Here is a 21,459-nt window from a genome sequence, read left to right as displayed (position 1 = left end):
TTTTACTGCATTCAAAAAAAACAATCAATAATTGGGGATATTCCTCCACTGAAAACCACCACTAAAAATCCTTATGTATACAGGGTTTTTAGTGTTTTTTTTATAAAAATAATATTTTTTCGGAAATTAGGTGGTACGAAGTGGTGGATAGTGGTAATATTGTAGTTGTCGAAAGAACAAAAGGGGGGTGATTTGGATGTTCATGGGCGAATATAGACATACCTTAGATGCGAAAGGTCGGGTTATCGTTCCAGCAAAGTTTAGACAAAACTTAGGCGATAATTTCGTTTTAACACGTGGTATGGATGGCTGCCTCTTCGGATATTCAAATGACCAATGGAGCAAGATAAAAGAACAACTAGACAAGTTACCCCTAACTAAAAAAGATGCTCGTGCATTCACTAGATTCTTTTATTCATCGGCAACAGAAGCGGAAATTGACAAACAAGGTCGAATCAATATTTCATCAACTTTAATGGATTTCGCAAAGCTAAGTAAGAATTGTGTGATTGTTGGAGTTTCTGATCGTATTGAAATATGGGATCAAGATAAGTGGAATGAATTCAGTAAAGAAGCCGAAGAAAACTTCGACGAAATTTCTGAAAAAATGATGGATTTTGATTTATAGGAGCTAATATGTTTGAGCACACAACAGTTTTATTAGAAGAAACAGTTCAATACTTAAACACTTTTCCTACTGGAACTTATGTAGATATGACTTTTGGTCGTGGTGGACACACCAGAAAAATTTTGAGCCAATTAGATGGTGGTCGAGTTATCGCTTTTGATAGAGATAATACGGCCATTGCTGAAGGTGAGAAATTAGCACAAGAAGTTAAAGAAGCATCTAACAATGAATTGATTATGATTAAAAGTAATTTTGAAAATATCAAATCAGAGTTAGCCAAATTGGAAATAACTGAAGTTAATGGAATTATTTATGATTTGGGGGTTTCATCTCCGCAGTTCGATGATCCAATGCGCGGGTTTAGTTATAAAAATGAAGCTAGATTAGATATGCGAATGGATCAAAATCAAGAATTAGATGCATATAAAATCGTTAACGAATGGACCTATGAAAACTTAGTTAGAATTTTATTTCGTTATGGAGATGAAAAGTTTGCTAAAAGGATTGCTAGAGAAATTGAACGTCAAAGAGAAATTAAACCAATAGAAACAACAATTCAGTTGGCTGATTTGGTTAAGAATTCAATTCCGGCAGCAGCTAGAAGAACAGGCGGGCATCCGGCAAAGAAATCATTTCAAGCAATCAGAATAGCGGTAAATGATGAATTGGGATCATTAGAAAAATCGCTAAAAGATGCAATTGATTTAGTGAATGTAGATGGAAGAATCTGTGTGATAACTTTTCAATCTTTAGAAGATCGAATTGTTAAGCAAATGTTTAAGGAATTTTCAGAAGTGGAAATTCCACGAGGTTTACCGGTTATTCCGGATAATCTCAAGCCAACCTTAAAAATGATAAGTAGAAAACCTATCTTACCAACGGATGATGAACAAGAGGACAATCATCGTGCACATAGTGCAAAGTTGCGGGTAGTTGAAAAGATTAATAACTAAATGGGGAATTAGGTATGAATAATACAGCGAGAGATTTTGAACTTTACGAACAACCACAAACAATCCAACAGCCAAAAAGACAACAGGAACCAGAGAAACAATCGCGAGTAAAACGAGTTCCTATTTCTCGAGTGGAAGGACTATTGTTAGCATCCTTGGGACTTGTTACAATGGCATTAATGATTGCTTTGGTTTCTGTGAAAGTATCAATCACTGTATCTCAACAACAATTGCAAAAAGTTAATACTTCGGTCGACACGATTACAAGTAAGAATGTTGACTTAAGGCAAGAAGTTGGTGAGCTGACTAGTTCTCAGAGACTAACAGAATATGCTCAAGCACATGGGATGACGTTGAGCGACAATAATGTTAGGAATGTTACGAAATAATGAGTAATAATAAGAAAAGTAAAAATTCAAGAGCAAAACAAAATCGTAAATTATTTGCAAGAATATTAACGGTTATCTTTGCCCTTGTTTTTTTTGTATTCATTTTTGATTTTGCTAGAATTGCAATAACTGGACAAGCAAAAGGAGAAAATTTAGATTATCGAACCAAGTTTAAATATACAAAAAAAAGTTCATTAGTTGCTAAACGTGGGAATATTTATGACGATAACGGTGATGTAGTAGCCGCAGATGCTGGCGAATTTTCTATTTATGCAATATTAGATAAGCAAAACAAAGATAAAAATGGGAAAGACAATTATGTTGTAGATAAGAATAAAACCGCACAAGTACTAAGTAAATATTTATCACTTAGTGAAAATGAAATAAAAAAATATTTAACTCCAAATAAAAAAGTTTTTCAAGTTGAGTTTGGTACTGCTGGTAAAAATTTATCACTACACGTGAAGGATCAAATTGAAAAAGAAAAATTACCGGGGATTGCATTTGAAAAAACACCTTCAAGATCGTATCCAAATGGAGTTTTCGCTACTAACTTGGTGGGAATTACGAAGATTTCTAATAAAGAAGATGTGAATGATACTCAAAAAATTGAAGGTATCATGGGAGTTGAACAGTATTTTAATAAGACATTAAAAGGAACCGATGGAGAAAAAATATCTAAAGTTGATAGTAGAGGTGCTGAACTTCCTGAGACCAAGGTTGTTACTAAACAGTCGCAAAATGGTAGTGATGTGTATTTGACTTTGGATACTAAAATGCAAGACTACTTAGAAATATTAATGTCGCAAATTCAAACTAATTATCAACCATTGCAATTACAAGCGGTTGTAATGGATTCGAAGAGTGGCGCAATTAAGGCAATGTCACAACGTCCAACTTTTAATCCCACCACTTTAGCTGGAATAAATAATAGTTGGCGAAATACACAAGTTGAAGATCAGTTTGAACCTGGTTCAGTTATGAAAATTTTAACTCTTTCTGCATCAATTGATTCTGGTAACTACGATCCTGACGGGTTCTATAATTCCGGTAAGATAGAAGTAGCCGATAGAACTATTAGTGATTGGAATGGACGAGGATGGGGAACGATACCATTTAATCAAGCTTTTCCACGTTCTAGTAATGTAGGTATGGTCAATTTAGAACAACAAATGGGTGCGGATACATGGGATAAATATTTAAAGAAATTCCATTTAGCTAAAAAAACTGGGATTGAGTTACCAAATGAGTCTACTGGTAAAATTCAATTTGAAAATAAAAGTGATCAAGCTATGACATCCTTTGGACAAAGTATTAATGTTAATAATATGCAAATGTTACAGGCGGTTTCGGCCATAGCTAATGATGGTGAAATGGTAAAACCATATATTGTGGATAAGATTTATAATCCTAATACTGGAAAAACAAAGAAAACAAAGAAAGAAAATGTTGGACAACCAATTTCTAAAAAGACGGCTAAACAAGTTTTATCTGCTATGGAAGATGTTGTCTACAAAAAATATGGTTCTGGTCAGTCATATCAAATTCCCGGATATAAATTGGGAGTTAAGACTGGTACTGCACAGATTGCTTCGCCAAACGGTGGATATTTAACGGGTAATAGTAACTATATTTTTTCCGTTATGGGAATATTACCATCAGATAATCCAAAATATCTTGTTTACATAACAATGAAACAACCTCAAAATATGACGAAACCAGCTGAAACGATATTATCTGAAATTTTTAACCCATTGGCATTAAGATTAATGAAGAGCGATACAACAATTGAAGCTGAAAATCAAAATATTAGTGACAATCAAATTCATGTGCCAAACTTAATAGGTCAATCATTGGATGATGCTAAGAAAAAACTTAGTGATAATTCGTTAACACCCGTTGTTATTGGTACAGGTAGTGAAGTTGTACAGCAATTACCACGAGCAAATGAGATGATGTTAAAAGATCAAAAAGTTGTATTAATGACCAATGGAGCGATGACAATGCCAGATATAACTGGATGGTCAAAGAGTGATGTATTGAAACTATCTGAGATAACCGGAAAGAAAATTAAAATATCTGGCTCTGGTTATGTAGTTTCACAAAGTGTCGCTGAGGGAACATCATTAACAGAAACAAAAGAAATAAATGTTAATTTAAAAGATAAGTAATTATTAAAGAGGAGTAAGAATGTTAGCAGATATATTAATTCCATTATTAAGTAGTTTTTCAATTACAGTCATGGTTTTACCATTATTTATAGGCTACTTAAGAATGCACGAAGAAGGTCAACAGATTCGCGAAGAAGGACCTAAATGGCATTTGAAAAAATCAGGGACACCAACAATGGGTGGGTTGATTTTTATCATTGGTATCCTTATAACTAATATTTGGGTGGGACTTGTTAAAGGGTTATTCTCATTGCCATTAATTATTGTATCTGCAGTGATAGTCTTATTTGGAATATTAGGATTTTGGGATGATTTTATCAAAGTTAGTATGAAAAGAAATTTAGGATTACGTGCTTGGCAAAAATTATCAGGCCAAATTTTAGTGGGCTTGATTTTTATGTTTGCCTATAATCATGAAGGATTTTCAACTAATCTTTATATACCATTTATCGGTAATACTAACTCTCTGATTATTTTTACTCTGTTTGCAATTTTTTGGCTAGTAGGTTTTTCTAATGCAGTGAATTTAACCGATGGCTTAGATGGTCTTGTTTCTGGGTTAGGAATTATTTCTTATGGAACATATGCATTGATGGCCATGAGTCAAGATCGAATGGATATTGCACTAGTATGTTGGTCAGTTGTGGGTGGCTTAGTAGCATTTATTTTTTATAATCATAAGCCAGCTAAGATTTTTATGGGTGACGTTGGTTCACTTGCCCTAGGTGGCGGTTTGGCTGCAATTGCTTTAATTCTACAGCGTCCGTGGTCATTATTATTAATCGGATTAGTCTATGTTATCGAAACAGCCAGTGTAATGTTACAAGTGGGTTCATTTAAGTTATTTCATCGTCGCATATTTAAAATGACACCAATTCATCATCACTTTGAAATGCTTGGTTGGAGTGAATGGAAAATTGATATTGTTTTTTGGATATTTGGAATGATTTGTTCAGCGATATATTTACTTAATTACTTATAGGAACGAAGGTATAAAAAGTGAAAAACATTGATACTTATCAAAATAAATCGGTATTGGTTCTAGGACTTGGTAAGAGTGGAGTATCTGTTGCTAAGTTATTATTAAAACTTGGTGCTAGTGTAACGATTAATGATGCAAAAGAAGTATCACCAACTGATGTTGATGTTAAAGAACTTCAAAAATTAGGTGCTGAGATAATTACAGGCTCGCATCCTTTAGATTTATTTGATAAAAACTTTTCATATATGTTCAAAAATCCTGGTATTCCTTACGACAATGTAATGGTAAAACGTGCTCAAGAATTACAAATTCCAATATTAACCGAGCCAGAGTTGGCATATGAAGTACTTGAAGGATCAATGATTGGTATTACTGGAACTAATGGTAAAACAACAACAACAACATTAGTTTCATTAATGCTTCAAACACAAACAGACACTCACCGTGTTTATACTGGAGGAAATATTGGTATTCCTCTAAGTGATGGTGCTCAAGTCGCCGAAAAAAATGATTATCTAGTATCAGAATTATCAAGTTTTCAACTTATGGGTATTAATCAACTACACCCTAAAATTGCTGTTTTAACCAATTTATATTCCACTCATCTGGATTACCATGGATCACGAGAAAATTATGTTGCGGCTAAGATGAATATTACAAGAAATCAAACAGAAGATGATTTTTTTGTCGTTAATTATGATAACGATGAATGGATTCAATTAGCGAAAAAAAGTAAAGCAAAAATAGTTCCATTTACTAAAACTAGTGATTATCAAGATGGTGCTTACATCTTAGATGATATTATTTTTTATAAGAATGAAGAAGTTGTTAAAGTTAACGATATTCGTATTCCGGGTAGTCATAATGTTGAAAACGCAATGGCTGCAATCTGTGTTGCAAAAATATTAGGTATTTCTAATAACCATATACAACAAGTTTTAACAACTTTTGGTGGTGTTAAACATAGGATTCAGTTTGTTGATGAGATTGAAAACAGATCATTTTATAATGATTCAAAAGCTACAAATATTAAAGCTACTTCAGTTGCTTTAAATGCATTTAAAAAGCCCGTTAATTTGATAGCTGGTGGACTCGATAGAGGTAATGGATTTAATGATTTAGTTCCTGTATTGAAAAATATTAAATCATTAACTGTATACGGACAAACAGCGGACAAACTAATTGAAGCTGGTAAAGTAGCGGGAATTGAAAAAATTAACAAAGTAGATAATTTATCACTAGCCACAAAACAAGCATATGCTGATAGTGAAGCTGGAGAAATTATTTTACTTTCACCCGCTTGTGCTAGTTGGGACCAATTCAAAACGTTTGAAGAACGTGGTGATTTATTTATTGAAGAAGTAAAAAATATAAAAAAGGAAACTTCTAAATGAGAGTAATTGTATCTGGCGGTGGAACTGGTGGACATATATATCCAGCAATCGCATTAATCAATCAATTAAAAGAGCGAAATCTATTAGATGATGTTTTATACGTTGGAACTAAAAGTGGCTTGGAAAGTCGAATTGTTAAGGATTTGAATATTCCTTTCACTACTGTAGAAATCCAAGGATTTAAACGTAAACTATCGTTAGATAACATTAAAACCGTTAATTTATTTTTTTCAAGTATTTCTAAATCAAAAAAAATTATTAAAGAATTTAAACCTGATATTGTAATTGGAACTGGCGGATATGTTTCTAGCGCAGTTGTTTATGCCGCTCACAAAATGAAAGTTCCAACTATTATTCATGAACAGAATTCTATTGCGGGTGTAACCAATAAATTCTTGGGACACTTCGTTGATAAAATTGCTATATCATTCGCTGAAGTTGCTACAGAGTTTCCTGAGAAATCAAAATTGATATTAACAGGTAATCCCAGAGCTCAGGAAGTAATTAAAATTAAGCCTAACGAAAGGTTGTCAGAATTCAACTTAGTGCCACATAAACCGACAGTTTTGATATTTGGTGGAAGTCGTGGTGCACGTCCACTGAATTCTGCAGTTGTTGATAGTATTTCATCGTTTAATGAAGCTAATTATCAAGTACTGTTTGTAACCGGGAAAATTCATTATGATAATGTTATTAAACAGATTAGTGCAAAGAAGAATCCTAATGTTTCAGTTGTTCCATATGTAGACGAGATGCCTGAAATTTTGCCTGACGTATCTTTGATAGTCGGTCGTTCTGGTGCAACAAGTATTGCAGAAATTACTGCACTTGGAATTCCAGCAATTTTTATTCCTAGTCCATATGTAACACATGATCATCAAACAAAAAATGCCGAAATTCTAGAAAAAGTAGGTGCAGCTTCAGTAATTAAAGAATCTGACCTGACAAAAGAATCATTATTAGAATCTATAAATAATATTATGGGAAACGCTGAAGTTTATAAGAATATGGAAGAAGAATCTAAAGAACTTGGAATTCCTAATGCGGCAGATTTATTAATTGATGAGATGTTGAAATTAGTTAAATAATTTATGGTGAAAAAATGAGTGAAGAAAAAAGGCTAAGAACAGTTAAAACTGAGAAAAAAAAGGCGCGAGATTTCAAAGCTTTTGTCGTTGATAATATCAAGAATTTTATTATTGGCGCTATTGTTTTATTAGTTTTGTTTATCGCTTATTTGGGTTCGCCACTGTCAAAAACATCTCAAATTAATGTTTCAGGAATTAATGATTTGGGTGAACAACAAGTTATAAATGCTTCAAAAATTAGTACTGATACTTCAGTATTAAATGTTTTTTCTCATAAACGTACATATGAACAACGAGTTAAAGATGATTTACAAACCATAAAAACTATTAACTTTGATATAGATTCTTTTAATAAACTAGATATAAAAATTAAAGAGTATGAAACTGTAGGATTTATTTTAAAAGATGGTCATTATTATAGAATTTTGGAAACCGGAAAAACGGTTTCTAAAAAACTGAAATTACCGATCGGTAATTATCCGGTCTATAGTGGTTTTGATAATAAAGATGTTCTTGATAATACTATTAAACAGTATGCTAAGCTGGATTTGAAAATAAAAAATTCAATTTCAGAAGTTAAGTATGAACCTGCAAAACTTGATAAAAATAAAGTCCGTTTATATATGAATGACGGCAATGAAGTAATCGTCAATACAAAGACAATGGTCAAAAAAATGAAATATTATCCAAGTATTTCAAGTCAGATGAAAGAAAAAGGTGTTGTTGATTTAGAAGTCGGTTCATTTTCTTATCCATTTTCTTCTAAATAATGCTGAAAAAGGCTGAAAATTAGTACGGATATATGTTAGAATTTTAAGGAATATATAAAGCTTTAGGCTTTATATCTGAAGGGGAGGCAATTATGAATAATTCAGAAATTTTTGTGGGATTAGACATTGGTACTAGTTCCATAAAAGTTATTGTTGCCGAGTCAGTAGCAGGAAAAGTAAATGTTATTGGGGTCGGAAGCGAAAGATCTGAAGGTGTCAGCCGCGGAGTCATCGTGGATATTGATAAAGCCTCAGAATCGATAAAAAAAGCTATCAATAAAGCCGAAAAACAATCTAACTTACAAATAAATGATGTAATCATCAATATACCTTCAACAATGCTAGAAATAGCTCCTTGTCAAGGAATGATTGCTGTGGGAACACAATCAAAAGAAATAACTGAAAATGATGTAAGGCAAGTCATGGCAGCAGCTATGGTACAAAACTTACAAGGCGAACGTGAAGTTGTTTCTTTAAAACCTTTGAAATTCAATGTTGATGGTTTTAGTAACATTCGTGATCCACGGGGCATGATTGGAGTACGTTTAGAAATGAACGGTATTATCTATACTGCTCCTAAAAACATTGTTCATAATGCACAAATGGCTATTAAAAAAGCCGGATTAAACATTTCTCATGAAGTTGTTTCACCAATCGCATTAAGTGATCTTGTACTAAGTGAAGGTGAACGCAACTTTGGCTCAGTAATTATTGATATGGGCGCGGGACAGACATCTGCATCAGTAATCCACGATAAGAATTTGAAAATGGTAGACGTTGATTATGAAGGTGGAAACCATATAACTCATGATATATCTGTTGTTTTAAATACCACTGTTGAAAATGCTAGTCATTATAAAATTTATTATGGTAATGCAGATTCAAAAGACGTATCAACTCTTGAGAGTTTCCAAGCTGAAGTTGTTGGAAAAGCTGAACCAGAAACAATTACATTTGAGTATTTATCGCAAATAATTGAAGCTCGTGTTGAACAAGTATTTAATCGCTTAAAAGAAAAACTTGATGAAAAAAATGCTCTGGATTTACCTGGTGGGGTCATTATCACAGGTGGAGTTGCCGCAACGCCAGGAGTTGAATCTTTAGCTAAGAGAATATTTGGCGTTCAAACTAAAGTATTTACGCCTGAACAAATGGGCATGCGTTACCCATCGTTTTCATTAGGACTCAGTTTGGTATATTACGCAGCTATGCTGTCAGACGTTGAACGCATTGCTAACGATGTTGTTTTAGGAAATGAGAAAAAAGAACAACCTAGTGATAACTCTGAATATGAAAACAGAGGATTCATGGATAGATTTTCTCGTAAGAATGATGCAACTAGAACAGTTGAAGAAACAGATTCAACTAATTATGAAAATGATGAACAAGAAGAGATAGAACAAAGACAGTCAACGAAAAGTAAAGCCAAAAATGCTGGTGAAACCGCTAAAAGTTTCTGGAATAGGTTTTTTGATTAAGCATAATAAGCAAATCGGATTAGGAGAGACATTGACATGGAATATTCATTAGATTCAAACAACAATACTTCTGCTGTAATTAAAGTAATAGGTGTTGGTGGCGGTGGTGGAAATGCCGTTAATAGAATGATTAAAGCTGGAATTTCAGGAGTTGAGTTCATTGTTGCTAATACAGATGTACAAGCTCTTGAAGCATCAGCTGCTGAAAGAAAAATTCAAATCGGACCTAAACTAACTCGTGGACTTGGTGCTGGAGCTAATCCAGAAGTAGGTGAAAAGGCCGCTGAAGAAAGTGAACAAGAAATTCAAGAAGCCTTACAAGGGGCTGATATGATTTTTGTTACTGCCGGAATGGGTGGTGGTACCGGTACCGGTGCAGCCCCAGTGGTAGCTAGAATTGCTAAAGATAGCGGAGCTTTGACAGTAGGTGTAGTTACAAAACCATTTATGTTTGAAGGCCAAAGAAAAGACCGCAATGCTACTGATGGTATTAATCGTTTGAAAGAAAATGTTGATTCATTGATTCTAATTGCTAATAACAAGTTGTTAGAAATTGTTGATAAACGTACACCTATTGATGAAGCATTCCAATTTGCCGATGATGTTTTAAGACAAGGTGTCCAAGGTATCTCTGATCTTATTACATCAGCTGGTGTTGTTAACGTCGATTTCGCCGATGTTAAAACAATAATGGCTGAACAAGGTGCTGCATTAATGGGTATCGGCCAAGCCAGCGGTGAAGACCGTGTCCAAAAAGCAACTAATGCTGCTATTTCTTCTCCATTACTTGAAGTATCAATTGATGGTGCTGAACAAGTATTAATTAACCTTACTGGTGGTTCAGACCTTTCACTATTTGAGGCTCAAGAAGCTGCAGGTATCGTTCAAGATGCTGCTGGAAGTGATATCAATGTTATCTTTGGTACTTCTATAGACGAAACACTTGGTGATGAAGTGAAAGTTTCTGTTATTGCTACAGGTATTGATAAATCTGCTCCTGCAAATAATAACCGTCCATCTGAAAGAGCTTTTGGTGAAAGAACAGCAGCCGCAACATCAACAACTGTTGAAGAAAAAACACAAACTCCAGAAGAAAATTACAATCCATTAGATGTTTGGAATGATATTCCAAGTTCAGAACCAACTAGTTCTTTACCTAATAGTTCCGAAGTTATTTCAGAACCAGCAGAAAATAAAAAAGATGCTCCTGAATTTGACTTATTTACAGATAGTTCAGACATCGATGATATTAAAGATGGTGACGATTCAATGCCTCCATTCTTTAAACGTAGACGTCCAGAGTAAAAAGGGGAATTAATATGGCATTTGACAAATTGAGTAATTTCTTCGGTATGGGTGATGAAGATTTTGAAAATAACGAAGAAGTACAAAATGAAACATATAATGATGAAAAGGTAGTACCAATGTCGTCAGCTAATAATGCTAGAAAAACAAGTAAAATTGTTATTTCAGAACCAGTTGCTTATGCTGATGCCAAGGATATTGCACAACAAATTCTTGGAAATAAAGCTGTTATTGTTAATTTTAGTAAAATTGATGATACTCAAGCTAAGAGAATTGTTGATTTTCTTGCCGGAACTGTTTTTGCTATTAATGGTGAAATTAAAAATGTTGGTGAGAATATTTTCTTATGTACACCACAAAAGTTTGAAGTTGATGGTAGTTCAATAATTCAAAAATCTGAAATTTAATAAAGGATACTAAATTCAATTGAATAATATAATAATTGGTTTGCCATACATTATCACTAGATTGATTAGTGCATACGAAACCATAATCCTTATTTATGCTTTACTATCATGGTTTCCAGGAGCATATCAGTCTAAATTCGGTCAGCTAATTACGAAATTAGTGGCACCTTTTCTAAATGTTATTGATAGATTTGTTCCACCTATTATGGGAATTGGATTCGGTCCATTAATTGCTATTCTGTTGCTTGAAGGACTGAATAAAATTATTTTAATGGTACTATTATGAGTTCGGATTTTTTTAGGTCTGAAGAAACTCATTTTGTTCAACGTATAGAAGAAATATTTCAGCGAGTTGAGAAGAATAATTACCTCGAGCTCACTGATTTTTTTAATATGAGAGAACAATATATAGTTGAAAATATCGCTAATCGATATCCTGATATTCAAGTTTTTTATGAAGGCGGATATTATGGTAGTGAACGTAAACGAATAATTATTGCACCTGATTACTATCAATTGGATAATAACGATTTTGAATTATCTATAATAGAGATTCGATTTAATAGTAAATTTATTCAATTGAAACATTCACAAATATTAGGAGCATTAGTCCATTTGGGAATTGATCGCGACTTTTTTGGCGATATTATTACTGATGGTAAACAATGGCAATTCCTAGTTAAAGAATCAATGAGAGATTTTGTCATTAATAATCTGCAAAAGATTGGCAATAATACCGTACATTTATCAGCTATAGAGAAGAATAAATTACTATTACCTAGAGATGATTCAGATAATGAAACGATTACGGTTCGTTCTTTTAGATTAGATGCAATTATTTCTACGGTATATAATGTTTCAAGACAAAATGCTAAGGATTTTATCACACGTGGTAAAGTCACGATTAACTGGGTTAAAACTAATAAAATCGATCATTTCGTTTCAATGAATGACACTATTAGTGTTCGTGGATATGGACGTGTTAGAATCACTGAAATATTCGGACAGACACAAAATTCTAAGTGGAAAATGAGTGTTAATGTCATTAGAAAATAATAAAATTGTGAGTCGAAGTAGATTAAACGTCAAATTTCGACTATAATAACAAAGTAATTAAAAAGACAAGTAACTAAGTTAACATTTTAAGCGAGTCAACGATTGGTGTAAGGTTGATAATTCTCTGATTTGGTTATATCACTTTTTATAATTAATTGAATAAGTTAGATAGAGGCATCTTAATGATGCGAATATGGGTGGTACCGCGATACTGTCGTCCCTGTTACTAATTAATATTAGTGGCAGGGATTTTTTATTTTAATCTATATAATTATTTACTTTAATAATGGAGGAAATAAAGTTGAAAACAAAAGAAACTCTTAACTTAGGTAATACAGAATTTCCAATGCGTGGAAACTTGCCAAACATGGAAGGACAATGGGCAAAAGATTGGGAAGATAACGATCTTTATAACAAACGCCAAGTTTTAAATGAAGGCAAACCTTCTTTTTATTTACATGATGGACCACCATTTGCTAATGGAAACATTCATATGGGTCACGCATTAAATAAGATTTCAAAGGATATAATTGTTCGTTATAAATCAATGAATGGTTTCCGTGCACCATTTGTTCCTGGGTGGGATACACATGGACTTCCTATTGAACAACAATTAGCCAAAAAAGGTATCAAACGAAAAGAAATGACGTTATCTGAATATCGTAAACTTTGCTTTGATTACGCTATGGGTGAAGTTGATAAACAACGTGAAGATTTCAAACGCCTTGGTATTTCAGCTGACTGGGATAATCCATACATTACACTTCAACCAGAATTTGAAAAAGAAGAAGTTAAGATGTTCGGCGAAATGGTAGAAAAAGGTTTTGTTTACCGTGGTAAAAAACCTGTTTACTGGTCACCATCTTCAGAATCAACTTTGGCTGAAGCAGAAATTGAATATAAAGATGTTAAGTCACCTTCTTTATTTGTCGCATTTAAAGTGAAAGATGGCAAAGATTTATTAGATAACGATACATCATTTATTATTTGGACAACAACGCCTTGGACATTGCCAGCTAACGTTGCTATTGCAGTTAATCCGAGATTCGAATACTCATTAATTGAAGCCGATGGTAAGAAATATGTCGTAGCAAGCCAACGACTAAATGAAGTTGCAGAAACTCTAGAATTCAAGGATGTTAAAGTCCTTAAAGTTATCAAGGGTTCAGAATTAGAAATGATGACAGCACAACATCCTTTCTATGATCGTGATTCATTAGTTATTTTAGGTAATCATGTTACATTAGACGATGGTACAGGTCTTGTTCATACAGCCCCTGGCCATGGTACAGATGACTTTAATGCTGGATCAAAATATGACTTGCCGATTCTTTCACCAGTTGATGGACATGGTAATATGACTGATGAAGCTCCTGGTTTTGAAGGTATGTACTACGATGATGTTAATAAGCCAGTTACTGAATTATTGAAAGAAAAAGGTGCATTACTTAAATTATCATTCTTCACTCATAGTTATCCTCATGATTGGCGTACTAAAAAGCCAGTTATATTTAGAGCAACACCACAATGGTTTGCTTCAATTGATCCATTCAGACAAGACATTCTTGATGAAATCAATAAGATTAATTTCACTCCTGATTGGGGACAACAACGTCTTTACAATATGATTAAAGATCGTGGTGATTGGGTTATTTCTAGACAACGTGCCTGGGGTGTTCCATTACCAATTTTCTATGCTGAAGACGGCACTCCAATAATGACTTCTGAAACAATTAATCATGTTGCTGATTTATTTGGTGAATTTGGTTCAAATATTTGGTTAGAAAAAGACGCCAAAGATCTTCTACCCGAAGGATTTACACATCCAGGAAGTCCAAATGGTCAATTTACTAAAGAAACTGATATTATGGATGTTTGGTTCGATTCAGGGTCATCACATCGTGGTGTAATGAAAGCACGCCCTAATCTTGGCTTTCCAGCTGACCTAATTCTTGAAGGTTCTGATCAGTATCGTGGCTGGTTCAATTCTAGTTTGATTACATCAGTTGCCGTTAATGGACAAGCACCATTTAAGAGTATCCTTTCACAAGGATTCACTCTTGATAAAAACGGACATAAGATGAGTAAATCATTGGGAAATACAATTTTACCAAGTGATATTGAAAAACAATTTGGAGCTGAAATTATCCGTTTATGGGTTGCATCAGTTGATACTAGCTCTGATGTTCCAGTGAGCGTTGATTCATTCAAGCAAGTTTCAGATATCTACCGTAAAATCAGAAATACGTTGAGATTTATGTTAGCTAATACGGATGATTTTGATCCAAAAACTAATAGTGTTGCTTATGATGATTTACGACAAGTTGATCAATATGTGTCTGTTAAATTAGATATGTTAATCAATAATGTGCTAGATCATTATGAAAACAATGACTTCTCATCGGTATATAAAGAAGTTATGGCATTCATTACAAATGATATGTCTGCATTCTACTTAGACTTTGCTAAGGACGTAGTTTATATCGAAAGTGTTGATAGTCATGCACGTCGTTGTATGCAAACGGTTATGTATGATGCAGTTGTCAAAATATCTAAAGTTCTAACTCCAATCTTGCCATTTACTATGGAACAAATTTGGAAGTTTACTAAAGAGAATGAAGAATATATTCAATTATCAGAAATGCCAGTTAAGGTTGAAATTAATAATTCTGAATTATTAAATAACTGGAGTGAATTTTTAGCTATTAGAGATAATGTCTTAAAATCACTAGAAGAAGCAAGAAATGCCAAATTGATTGGTAAATCAATGGAAGCAAAAGTTACAATTTATGCTGATTCAAATATCCAATCATTGTTACAAAATCTTGATAGTGATCTTGAACAGTTATTAATTGTTTCTGGTTTTGAATTGAAAGAATTATCAGAAGCAACAGATGATGCTGATACTTATAAAGAAGTAAAAGTATTAGTAGAACAAGCAGATGGTGATGTATGTAAGAGATGTCGCATGACTAAGACAGATGTTGGAAGTGATAGTGATTTACCAGAACTTTGTGCTCGCTGCGCAAAGATTGTGCGTGATAACTATCCAGAAGCAGTTGCGGAAGGACTTGAATAATATGTTCTCAGGAAAAGTAGTTAAGTTCGATGCTAAAAAAGGATTTGGCTTTATTGAAGATAATGAAGGTAAGCAATATTTCGCTTTTATAACATCATTTAAGAATCGTGATGAAAAATATATTGAAGATAATGCCGAAGTTGAATTTGAAATTGCACAGGGATTAAAAGGTCCTCAAGCAGTAAATATAATATTGTTGTAAAATAAAAAAGCACGCATTGTGCTTTTTTATTTTTGGAAAAGGAAGATTTTTAATGAAAACTAATGTTAATCCTAACCGCTGGAAAATATTAATTGCGGTTAATCTATTTACTTTCATGTCAGTGCTTGATGGAAGTATTGTAAATATTGCACTACCTACTATGGGAAGAGATTTAAATATTCCCATGAATCAAGCAGAATGGGTTGTATCAATTTATTTAATTGTTATATGTGCCTTTTTAATATTGTTTGGAAAACTAGGTGATACGATAGGTAAAGTCAAAATTTTTCAATTAGGTGGGGCTTTATTCATCTTAGGGTCTTTACTTTGTGGATTTAATCATAGTCTATTGTTTTTATTGTTTGGACGCACAGTACAAGCAATTGGAGCAGCAATGACAATGAGTACTAATAATGGAATTATTACTGAAGTTTTCCCAGCTACTGAACGTGGACAAGCTCTTGGTTGGGTTGGTTCTTTTGTGGCATTAGGTTCAATAGCTGGCCCTGGTTTAGGCGGCATTATTTTAGGTGCCTTACCATGGGGTTATATATTCTGGATTAATGTACCAGTAGGAATTTTTGCGTTTATTTTTGGACAAATGTATTTGCCTAAAGATGAAACTACTAACAAGAGTAGAATTGATTATTTAGGTTTCATGTCATATTTCCTTGCAATCGTAGCATTTTTTGGTGCAATATTTGTGGGACAAGAAATAGGATTTAGTAATGTATATATATTACTAGCCTTCATTATAGCCATAATTTTATTTACATTATTTGTTAGAAGACAACGTTCAATTAGTTATCCTTTGATTAATTTTGAAATTTTTAAAAATGGTAATTTTTCAATTAGTTTATTATGTGGATTTTTAATTTTTGTAACTAACTTCTTCTTTAATGTTATCTCACCATTTTATCTACAAAATGCACGAGGAATGAATGCCTCTCACGCTGGATATGTACTGATGATTTTTCCTTTAGTACAAGTAATTGTTGCACCGTTTGCTGGTAGAATTTCCGATCGTGTTAGTCCGATGATGATGACGTTTATCGGATTAGTTATAATCGCAATTAGTCAGGTAAGCTATGCATTGATGGATCTTAATACACCACTTTGGATGGTTATGATTTTTATTGGTCTAGTTGGTTTTGGAAATGGAATTTTCCAAGCTCCTAATAATTCAATAGTTATGAGTTCTGTAGATAAGAAATATTTAGGAATAGCAGGTGGGTTGAATTCTTTAGCTAGAAATATGGGAATGATTATTGGAATTTCTTTAGCAACTACTATATTATTTAGTTCAATGAGTAGTTCAGCCGGATATTCAGTAACCACCTATCTAAATGATAAACCTGAGATATTTATATCAGGAATGCATGTCACATTCTGGGCTGCATTTGGTATTTGTATTCTGGCATTAATAACTACAGGAATAAGATGGTATCGTTCAAATGAGCAAACAAAGTAAATTCGAAGAAAAAGTTATATCTGAAAAGAATATTTTTAAAGGGAATGTTGTTGATCTTTCAGTACAAGATGTCAAACTTCCTGATGGTAGCACTTCTACACGTGAAGTGATTAAACATAATGGCGGCGTGGGTATTATTTTAATTCAAGATGATAAAATTGCCTTAGTTCGTCAATGGCGTGCTCCAATGGCCAAAGAAACTTTGGAAATTCCTGCTGGGAAAATTGATATTGGCGAAACTGATTTTAAAAAAGTTGCAAAACGCGAATTAAGAGAAGAAACAGGATTCCAAGCTGATGATCTCGTACTAGTAGATAAATTCTATTGTAGTGTGGGATATTCAAATGAAATGTTTTATACATTCTTTGCAGTTAATCCAAAAAGAGAATTTGACGATTTGAAGCTAGACAGTGATGAATTCTTAAATGTTGAATGGTTCACATTGGAAGAAATAAATAAGCAGATTGAACAAGAATTCATCTGTGATGCAAAAACATTATTAGCTATTAACTATTGGCAAATGAATAGAGGTAGTCAATATGGATAATAATTTTGAAGAAAAAGACAAGCAAAGATTAGAAGCTGAAGAGCGTTATGCAAGAGAAAATCCCGAAAGAATTGAAACAAATCGCCGATTAGTCGCACGCGAGAAAAAAAATAAACTAAAAAGTCGATTAAATCGTGCAATTCTAGTTGTTTTTGTTTTGATTATTATTGTATATCTGATATTGTTTTTCTTGTAGTTTTTAAAAGGAGAGAGTATATGAATTTAGGTGTAATTATCCCCATGGAAGAAGAGCAAAGATTACTTTTAGAATCGATGGAGAATATCGAAGAAAGTAATATTGCCGGTGTAACTTTTTATCAAGGAACATATAAAAAACATCATCTAGTTCTTGCTTTATCTGGAATTGGAAAAGTCCAAGCATCAATGACAACGACTTTGATGGCTAATATTTATCAGCCTGAACTTATTATTAATACAGGTTCAGCTGGAGGTATTGGTCAAGGACTTAAAATCGGTGATGTAGTAATATCTACAAAACTTGCTTACCATGACGTTAATGTTGTTGGATATAAGCATGGTCAATTACCCAAACGAGAACTATTTTTTGAAGCAGATTCAAACTCCGTTGAAAAAATTGCTAGTGCTGCAACTGCAACAGGTTTAGCTTTTCATAAAGGGTTAATTGTTACTGGTGATCAATTCATCGGAACTAATGAACAAAACCAACAAATATTGGGTAATTTCCCCGATGCCCTTGCCAGTGAAATGGAAGGAGCAGCGGTTGCTCAAGTATGTAATGAGTTTAAAATACCATTTGTTGTAATTCGCTCAATGAGTGATGTTGGAGATAGCAATGCCGCAGTTGATTTTGACGAATTTGTGGTAACTGCAGGTAAGAACTCAGTATCAATGCTATTGAATTTTTTGAATAATAATTAAATAGGAGGTGGCACAATGAACAATATATATCTTAATTATGCTGCCACCACACCAATGGATGAAAAAGTTATTGATGTAATAACTGAAGAGATGAAGAATGACTTTGGTAATGCATCAACCCCTGATTTTACGGGAAGAAAAGCCAAGGCAACTCTACAAAAAAGTCGAAAAATAATTTCAAACAGGATAAATGCTCAAGAAAAAGAAATTATTTTTACAAGTGGTGGAAGTGAAAGCAATAATACTGCTATTATTTCAACAGCTGAAGCAAGATCGAAATATGGTAAACACATTATTTCAACACAGATTGAACATGAATCAGTATTAAAACCGCTTGAATATTTGGAATCGCAAGGTTTTGAAGTAACTTATTTAAAACCTAATCGACAAGGACAAATTACTGCCGATCAAGTTGAAAATGCATTACGTGATGATACTATCTTGGTATCAGTTATGATGGTTAATAATGAAACTGGTGTGGTAATGCCAATTAAAGAAATTGGTGAAGTTGTTAAAAATCATCAAGCTGTTTTTCATACCGATGCAGTACAAGCTTTAGGAATGTTGAACATTGATGTTAAAGAATTAAATGTAGACTTACTATCAACTTCAGCACATAAAATATATGGACCAAAATTTTTAGGTACTTTGTATATAAATGATGAGTTAATTTTGCCTTCATTTATACGTGGCGGTGATCAAGAAACCAAACGTCGCGCTGGGACTGAAAATATTCCTGGGATTGCGGGATTTGCTGAAGCTATTGAACGATTAGAAGATAGTCAAACTTTAGTTAAGAAGTATCAAGGCTATAAAAATATGATTGTTGAAACCTTGTCACAAAATAATATTGATTATGATGTGAATGGTTTAATTGATAGTCCCACTCATGTTTTAAACATTTGGCTTAAAGGAATTCAAAGAGATATTTTGATTACTCGTCTTGATATGGTTGGAGTTGCTGTTTCTGGTGGTTCGGCATGTACTGCGGGAAGTCTCGAACCTTCACATGTATTAAAAGCAATGTTTGATAATGAAGATAGAATAAATGAATCAATTCGTATTAGTTTTGGTAAAATGACTACTGAAGATGAATTACAAATTTTTGTTGATAAGTTAGTCGATATTGTAAAAGAATTATCTAAGGAGAATTAAGATGGCACATTTAACAGATCAAGTAACAGGTGATGAACAAAAATATACATTATCACCAAATATAAAAAAATACTCATTAAAAGATGTTGGTTTTGTTGAAACTAACAATGGTAATTTTTTATTTGACCGTCCAATAGGTGATTCTCCTTATGATGCCAAATTCAAATTAAAGATTAGTATCGCTAAAGATTTGGACAAATTAAAAATGTCTGTAACTGATATGACAGGTATGACAGATATTAACATTTCAAAATTAAAAGATACTGATGCAATGATTGAACTATATCAATATATTTTAGATGATTTTATTAAAAGAGAAATTTTAGTTAAGAATTAGGGGTTAATCATGGAAAAAAAGAAGCGAGTCGTAGTTGGCTTAAGTGGTGGAGTTGATTCAACAGTTAGTGCTTTACTACTTAAAGAACAAGGCTACGATGTTATTGGTGTATTCATGAAGAACTGGGATGACACTAATGATTCTGGTGTATGTACTGCGACAGAAGACTTTGAAGATGTTGCTAAGATTGCAGAACAAATAGGGATACCTTATTATTCTGTTAATTTTGAGAAGGAATATTGGGATCGAGTATTCACATATTTCTTAGATGAATATAAAAAAGGTCGTACACCAAATCCAGATGTTATGTGTAATAAAGAAGTTAAGTTCAAAGCATTTTTAGATTATGCTATGAAACTTGATGCCGATTATATTGCTATGGGACACTACGCACAAATTGAACGTGATGAGAACGGTATTGTTCATATGTTACGTGGTGCCGACGATAACAAAGACCAAACATATTTCTTGAGTACAGTAGGCCAAGACCAATTACAAAAAGTACTATTCCCAATTGGGCACTTACAAAAATCAGAAGTGCGTCGTATTGCTGAAGAAGCAGGACTAGCAACTGCTAAAAAGAAAGACTCAACTGGTGTTTGTTTTATTGGAGAAAGAAATTTCAAACAATTCTTAGGTGAATTTTTACCTGCTCAACCTGGTAAGATGATGACTCCAAGTGGAGAAATTATGGGTGAGCATGGCGGTTTGATGTACTATACAATCGGTCAACGTTCTGGATTAGGACTTGGTGGAAATGGTACTTCAAATGATCCTTGGTTTGTTGTTGGTAAAGATATGAAAACCAACACTTTATATGTCGATCAAGGATATGAAAATGAAGCGTTATATGCTGATGAATTAGTTGCATCTGATTTATCATTGAATACGCCCATCGATCGTGGGGACGAGTTCCATGTAACAGCCAAGTTTAGATATCGTCAAAAAGATACAGGCGTTACTGTAAAGATGTTAGGTGATGGCAAAGTTAAAGTTATCTTTGATGCACCTGTTCGTGCAATTACTCCTGGACAAGAAGTAGTTTTCTACGACGATCAAGAGTGTTTAGGCGGAGCAACTATTGATGCTGCTTACATGAATGCTAAAGAATTACAATATATTTAAATATGTAAAAAAGAAGCTTAGT

The 21,459-nt window shown here is 33.3% G+C and carries 22 protein-coding genes; all 22 read left to right on the top strand.

What is annotated here, in order from left to right:
* Positions 1-196: 196 nt before the first annotated feature.
* A complete protein-coding gene (mraZ, locus tag RD055328_RS04110) occupies positions 197-628 on the top strand; it encodes a division/cell wall cluster transcriptional repressor MraZ (protein ID WP_244087534.1) in 432 nt (143 codons plus the stop codon).
* An 8-nt stretch (positions 629-636) separates the two neighbouring features.
* Positions 637-1,581, top strand: a complete 945-nt coding sequence (gene rsmH / locus RD055328_RS04105; protein WP_244087533.1) for a 16S rRNA (cytosine(1402)-N(4))-methyltransferase RsmH — start codon at positions 637-639, stop codon at positions 1,579-1,581.
* Between the two features lie 14 nt (positions 1,582-1,595).
* The gene (gene ftsL, locus RD055328_RS04100; protein ID WP_244087532.1) at positions 1,596-1,970 is read left to right on the top strand and encodes a cell division protein FtsL; all 375 of its coding nucleotides are present in this window, start codon (positions 1,596-1,598) and stop codon (positions 1,968-1,970) included.
* Positions 1,970-4,141, top strand: a complete 2,172-nt coding sequence (locus tag RD055328_RS04095; RefSeq protein WP_244087531.1) for a penicillin-binding transpeptidase domain-containing protein — start codon at positions 1,970-1,972, stop codon at positions 4,139-4,141. Before ftsL ends, RD055328_RS04095 begins: the two co-directional genes overlap by 1 nt.
* Before the next feature lie 19 nt (positions 4,142-4,160).
* Complete coding sequence (gene mraY / locus RD055328_RS04090) at positions 4,161-5,123, top strand: phospho-N-acetylmuramoyl-pentapeptide-transferase (RefSeq protein ID WP_244087530.1); 963 nt, start codon at positions 4,161-4,163, stop codon at positions 5,121-5,123.
* A gap of 17 nt (positions 5,124-5,140) precedes the next feature.
* Complete coding sequence (murD, locus tag RD055328_RS04085) at positions 5,141-6,517, top strand: UDP-N-acetylmuramoyl-L-alanine--D-glutamate ligase (protein WP_244087529.1); 1,377 nt, start codon at positions 5,141-5,143, stop codon at positions 6,515-6,517.
* Positions 6,514-7,605 carry an undecaprenyldiphospho-muramoylpentapeptide beta-N-acetylglucosaminyltransferase gene (gene murG, locus RD055328_RS04080; protein ID WP_244087528.1) on the top strand — a complete coding sequence of 364 codons (1,092 nt, stop codon included), beginning with the start codon at positions 6,514-6,516 and terminating at the stop codon, positions 7,603-7,605. The genes murD and murG overlap by 4 nt, the downstream gene beginning before the upstream one ends.
* A 14-nt stretch (positions 7,606-7,619) precedes the next feature.
* Positions 7,620-8,375: a cell division protein FtsQ/DivIB gene (locus RD055328_RS04075; RefSeq protein ID WP_244087527.1), complete on the top strand. Its 756-nt coding sequence runs from the start codon at positions 7,620-7,622 to the stop codon at positions 8,373-8,375.
* A gap of 92 nt (positions 8,376-8,467) precedes the next feature.
* On the top strand, positions 8,468-9,853 hold the full coding sequence (gene ftsA / locus RD055328_RS04070; protein WP_244087526.1) for a cell division protein FtsA: 1,386 nt from the start codon (positions 8,468-8,470) through the stop codon (positions 9,851-9,853).
* Between the two features lie 36 nt (positions 9,854-9,889).
* Positions 9,890-11,158, top strand: a complete 1,269-nt coding sequence (gene ftsZ / locus RD055328_RS04065; protein ID WP_244087525.1) for a cell division protein FtsZ — start codon at positions 9,890-9,892, stop codon at positions 11,156-11,158.
* Positions 11,159-11,172: 14 nt separating this feature from the next.
* The gene (locus tag RD055328_RS04060; RefSeq protein WP_244087524.1) at positions 11,173-11,565 is read left to right on the top strand and encodes a cell division protein SepF; all 393 of its coding nucleotides are present in this window, start codon (positions 11,173-11,175) and stop codon (positions 11,563-11,565) included.
* Between the two features lie 19 nt (positions 11,566-11,584).
* The gene (locus RD055328_RS04055; RefSeq protein WP_244087523.1) at positions 11,585-11,851 is read left to right on the top strand and encodes a YggT family protein; all 267 of its coding nucleotides are present in this window, start codon (positions 11,585-11,587) and stop codon (positions 11,849-11,851) included.
* On the top strand, positions 11,848-12,621 hold the full coding sequence (locus RD055328_RS04050; RefSeq protein WP_244087522.1) for an RNA-binding protein: 774 nt from the start codon (positions 11,848-11,850) through the stop codon (positions 12,619-12,621). The genes RD055328_RS04055 and RD055328_RS04050 overlap by 4 nt, the downstream gene beginning before the upstream one ends.
* Before the next feature lie 301 nt (positions 12,622-12,922).
* Positions 12,923-15,700 (top strand): isoleucine--tRNA ligase, encoded by a 2,778-nt coding sequence (gene ileS, locus RD055328_RS04045; RefSeq protein ID WP_244087521.1) that lies wholly within the window; start codon positions 12,923-12,925, stop codon positions 15,698-15,700.
* A 1-nt stretch (position 15,701) separates the two neighbouring features.
* Positions 15,702-15,902, top strand: a complete 201-nt coding sequence (locus RD055328_RS04040; RefSeq protein ID WP_244087520.1) for a cold-shock protein — start codon at positions 15,702-15,704, stop codon at positions 15,900-15,902.
* A gap of 52 nt (positions 15,903-15,954) precedes the next feature.
* Entirely contained in the window at positions 15,955-17,373 is a 1,419-nt protein-coding gene (locus RD055328_RS04035) for an MFS transporter (RefSeq protein WP_244087519.1), read from the top strand.
* On the top strand, positions 17,357-17,920 hold the full coding sequence (locus tag RD055328_RS04030) for an NUDIX hydrolase (protein ID WP_244087518.1): 564 nt from the start codon (positions 17,357-17,359) through the stop codon (positions 17,918-17,920). Before RD055328_RS04035 ends, RD055328_RS04030 begins: the two co-directional genes overlap by 17 nt.
* A complete protein-coding gene (locus tag RD055328_RS04025; protein WP_244087517.1) occupies positions 17,913-18,116 on the top strand; it encodes a hypothetical protein in 204 nt (67 codons plus the stop codon). Before RD055328_RS04030 ends, RD055328_RS04025 begins: the two co-directional genes overlap by 8 nt.
* Before the next feature lie 20 nt (positions 18,117-18,136).
* Complete coding sequence (locus tag RD055328_RS04020) at positions 18,137-18,820, top strand: 5'-methylthioadenosine/adenosylhomocysteine nucleosidase (RefSeq protein WP_244087516.1); 684 nt, start codon at positions 18,137-18,139, stop codon at positions 18,818-18,820.
* Positions 18,821-18,835: 15 nt separating this feature from the next.
* Positions 18,836-19,975, top strand: a complete 1,140-nt coding sequence (locus RD055328_RS04015; RefSeq protein WP_244087515.1) for a cysteine desulfurase family protein — start codon at positions 18,836-18,838, stop codon at positions 19,973-19,975.
* A gap of 1 nt (position 19,976) precedes the next feature.
* A complete protein-coding gene (locus RD055328_RS04010) occupies positions 19,977-20,312 on the top strand; it encodes a DUF1831 domain-containing protein (RefSeq protein WP_244087514.1) in 336 nt (111 codons plus the stop codon).
* Positions 20,313-20,321: 9 nt separating this feature from the next.
* The gene (gene mnmA, locus RD055328_RS04005) at positions 20,322-21,437 is read left to right on the top strand and encodes a tRNA 2-thiouridine(34) synthase MnmA (RefSeq protein WP_244087513.1); all 1,116 of its coding nucleotides are present in this window, start codon (positions 20,322-20,324) and stop codon (positions 21,435-21,437) included.
* Positions 21,438-21,459 lie beyond the last annotated feature (22 nt).

The sequence above is a fragment of the Companilactobacillus sp. RD055328 genome (assembly GCF_022835675.1).
Taxonomy (GTDB): domain Bacteria; phylum Bacillota; class Bacilli; order Lactobacillales; family Lactobacillaceae; genus BQUT01.
Note: the sequence above shows the minus strand (reverse complement) of the source record. Positions and strands in the feature narration are given on the sequence as shown.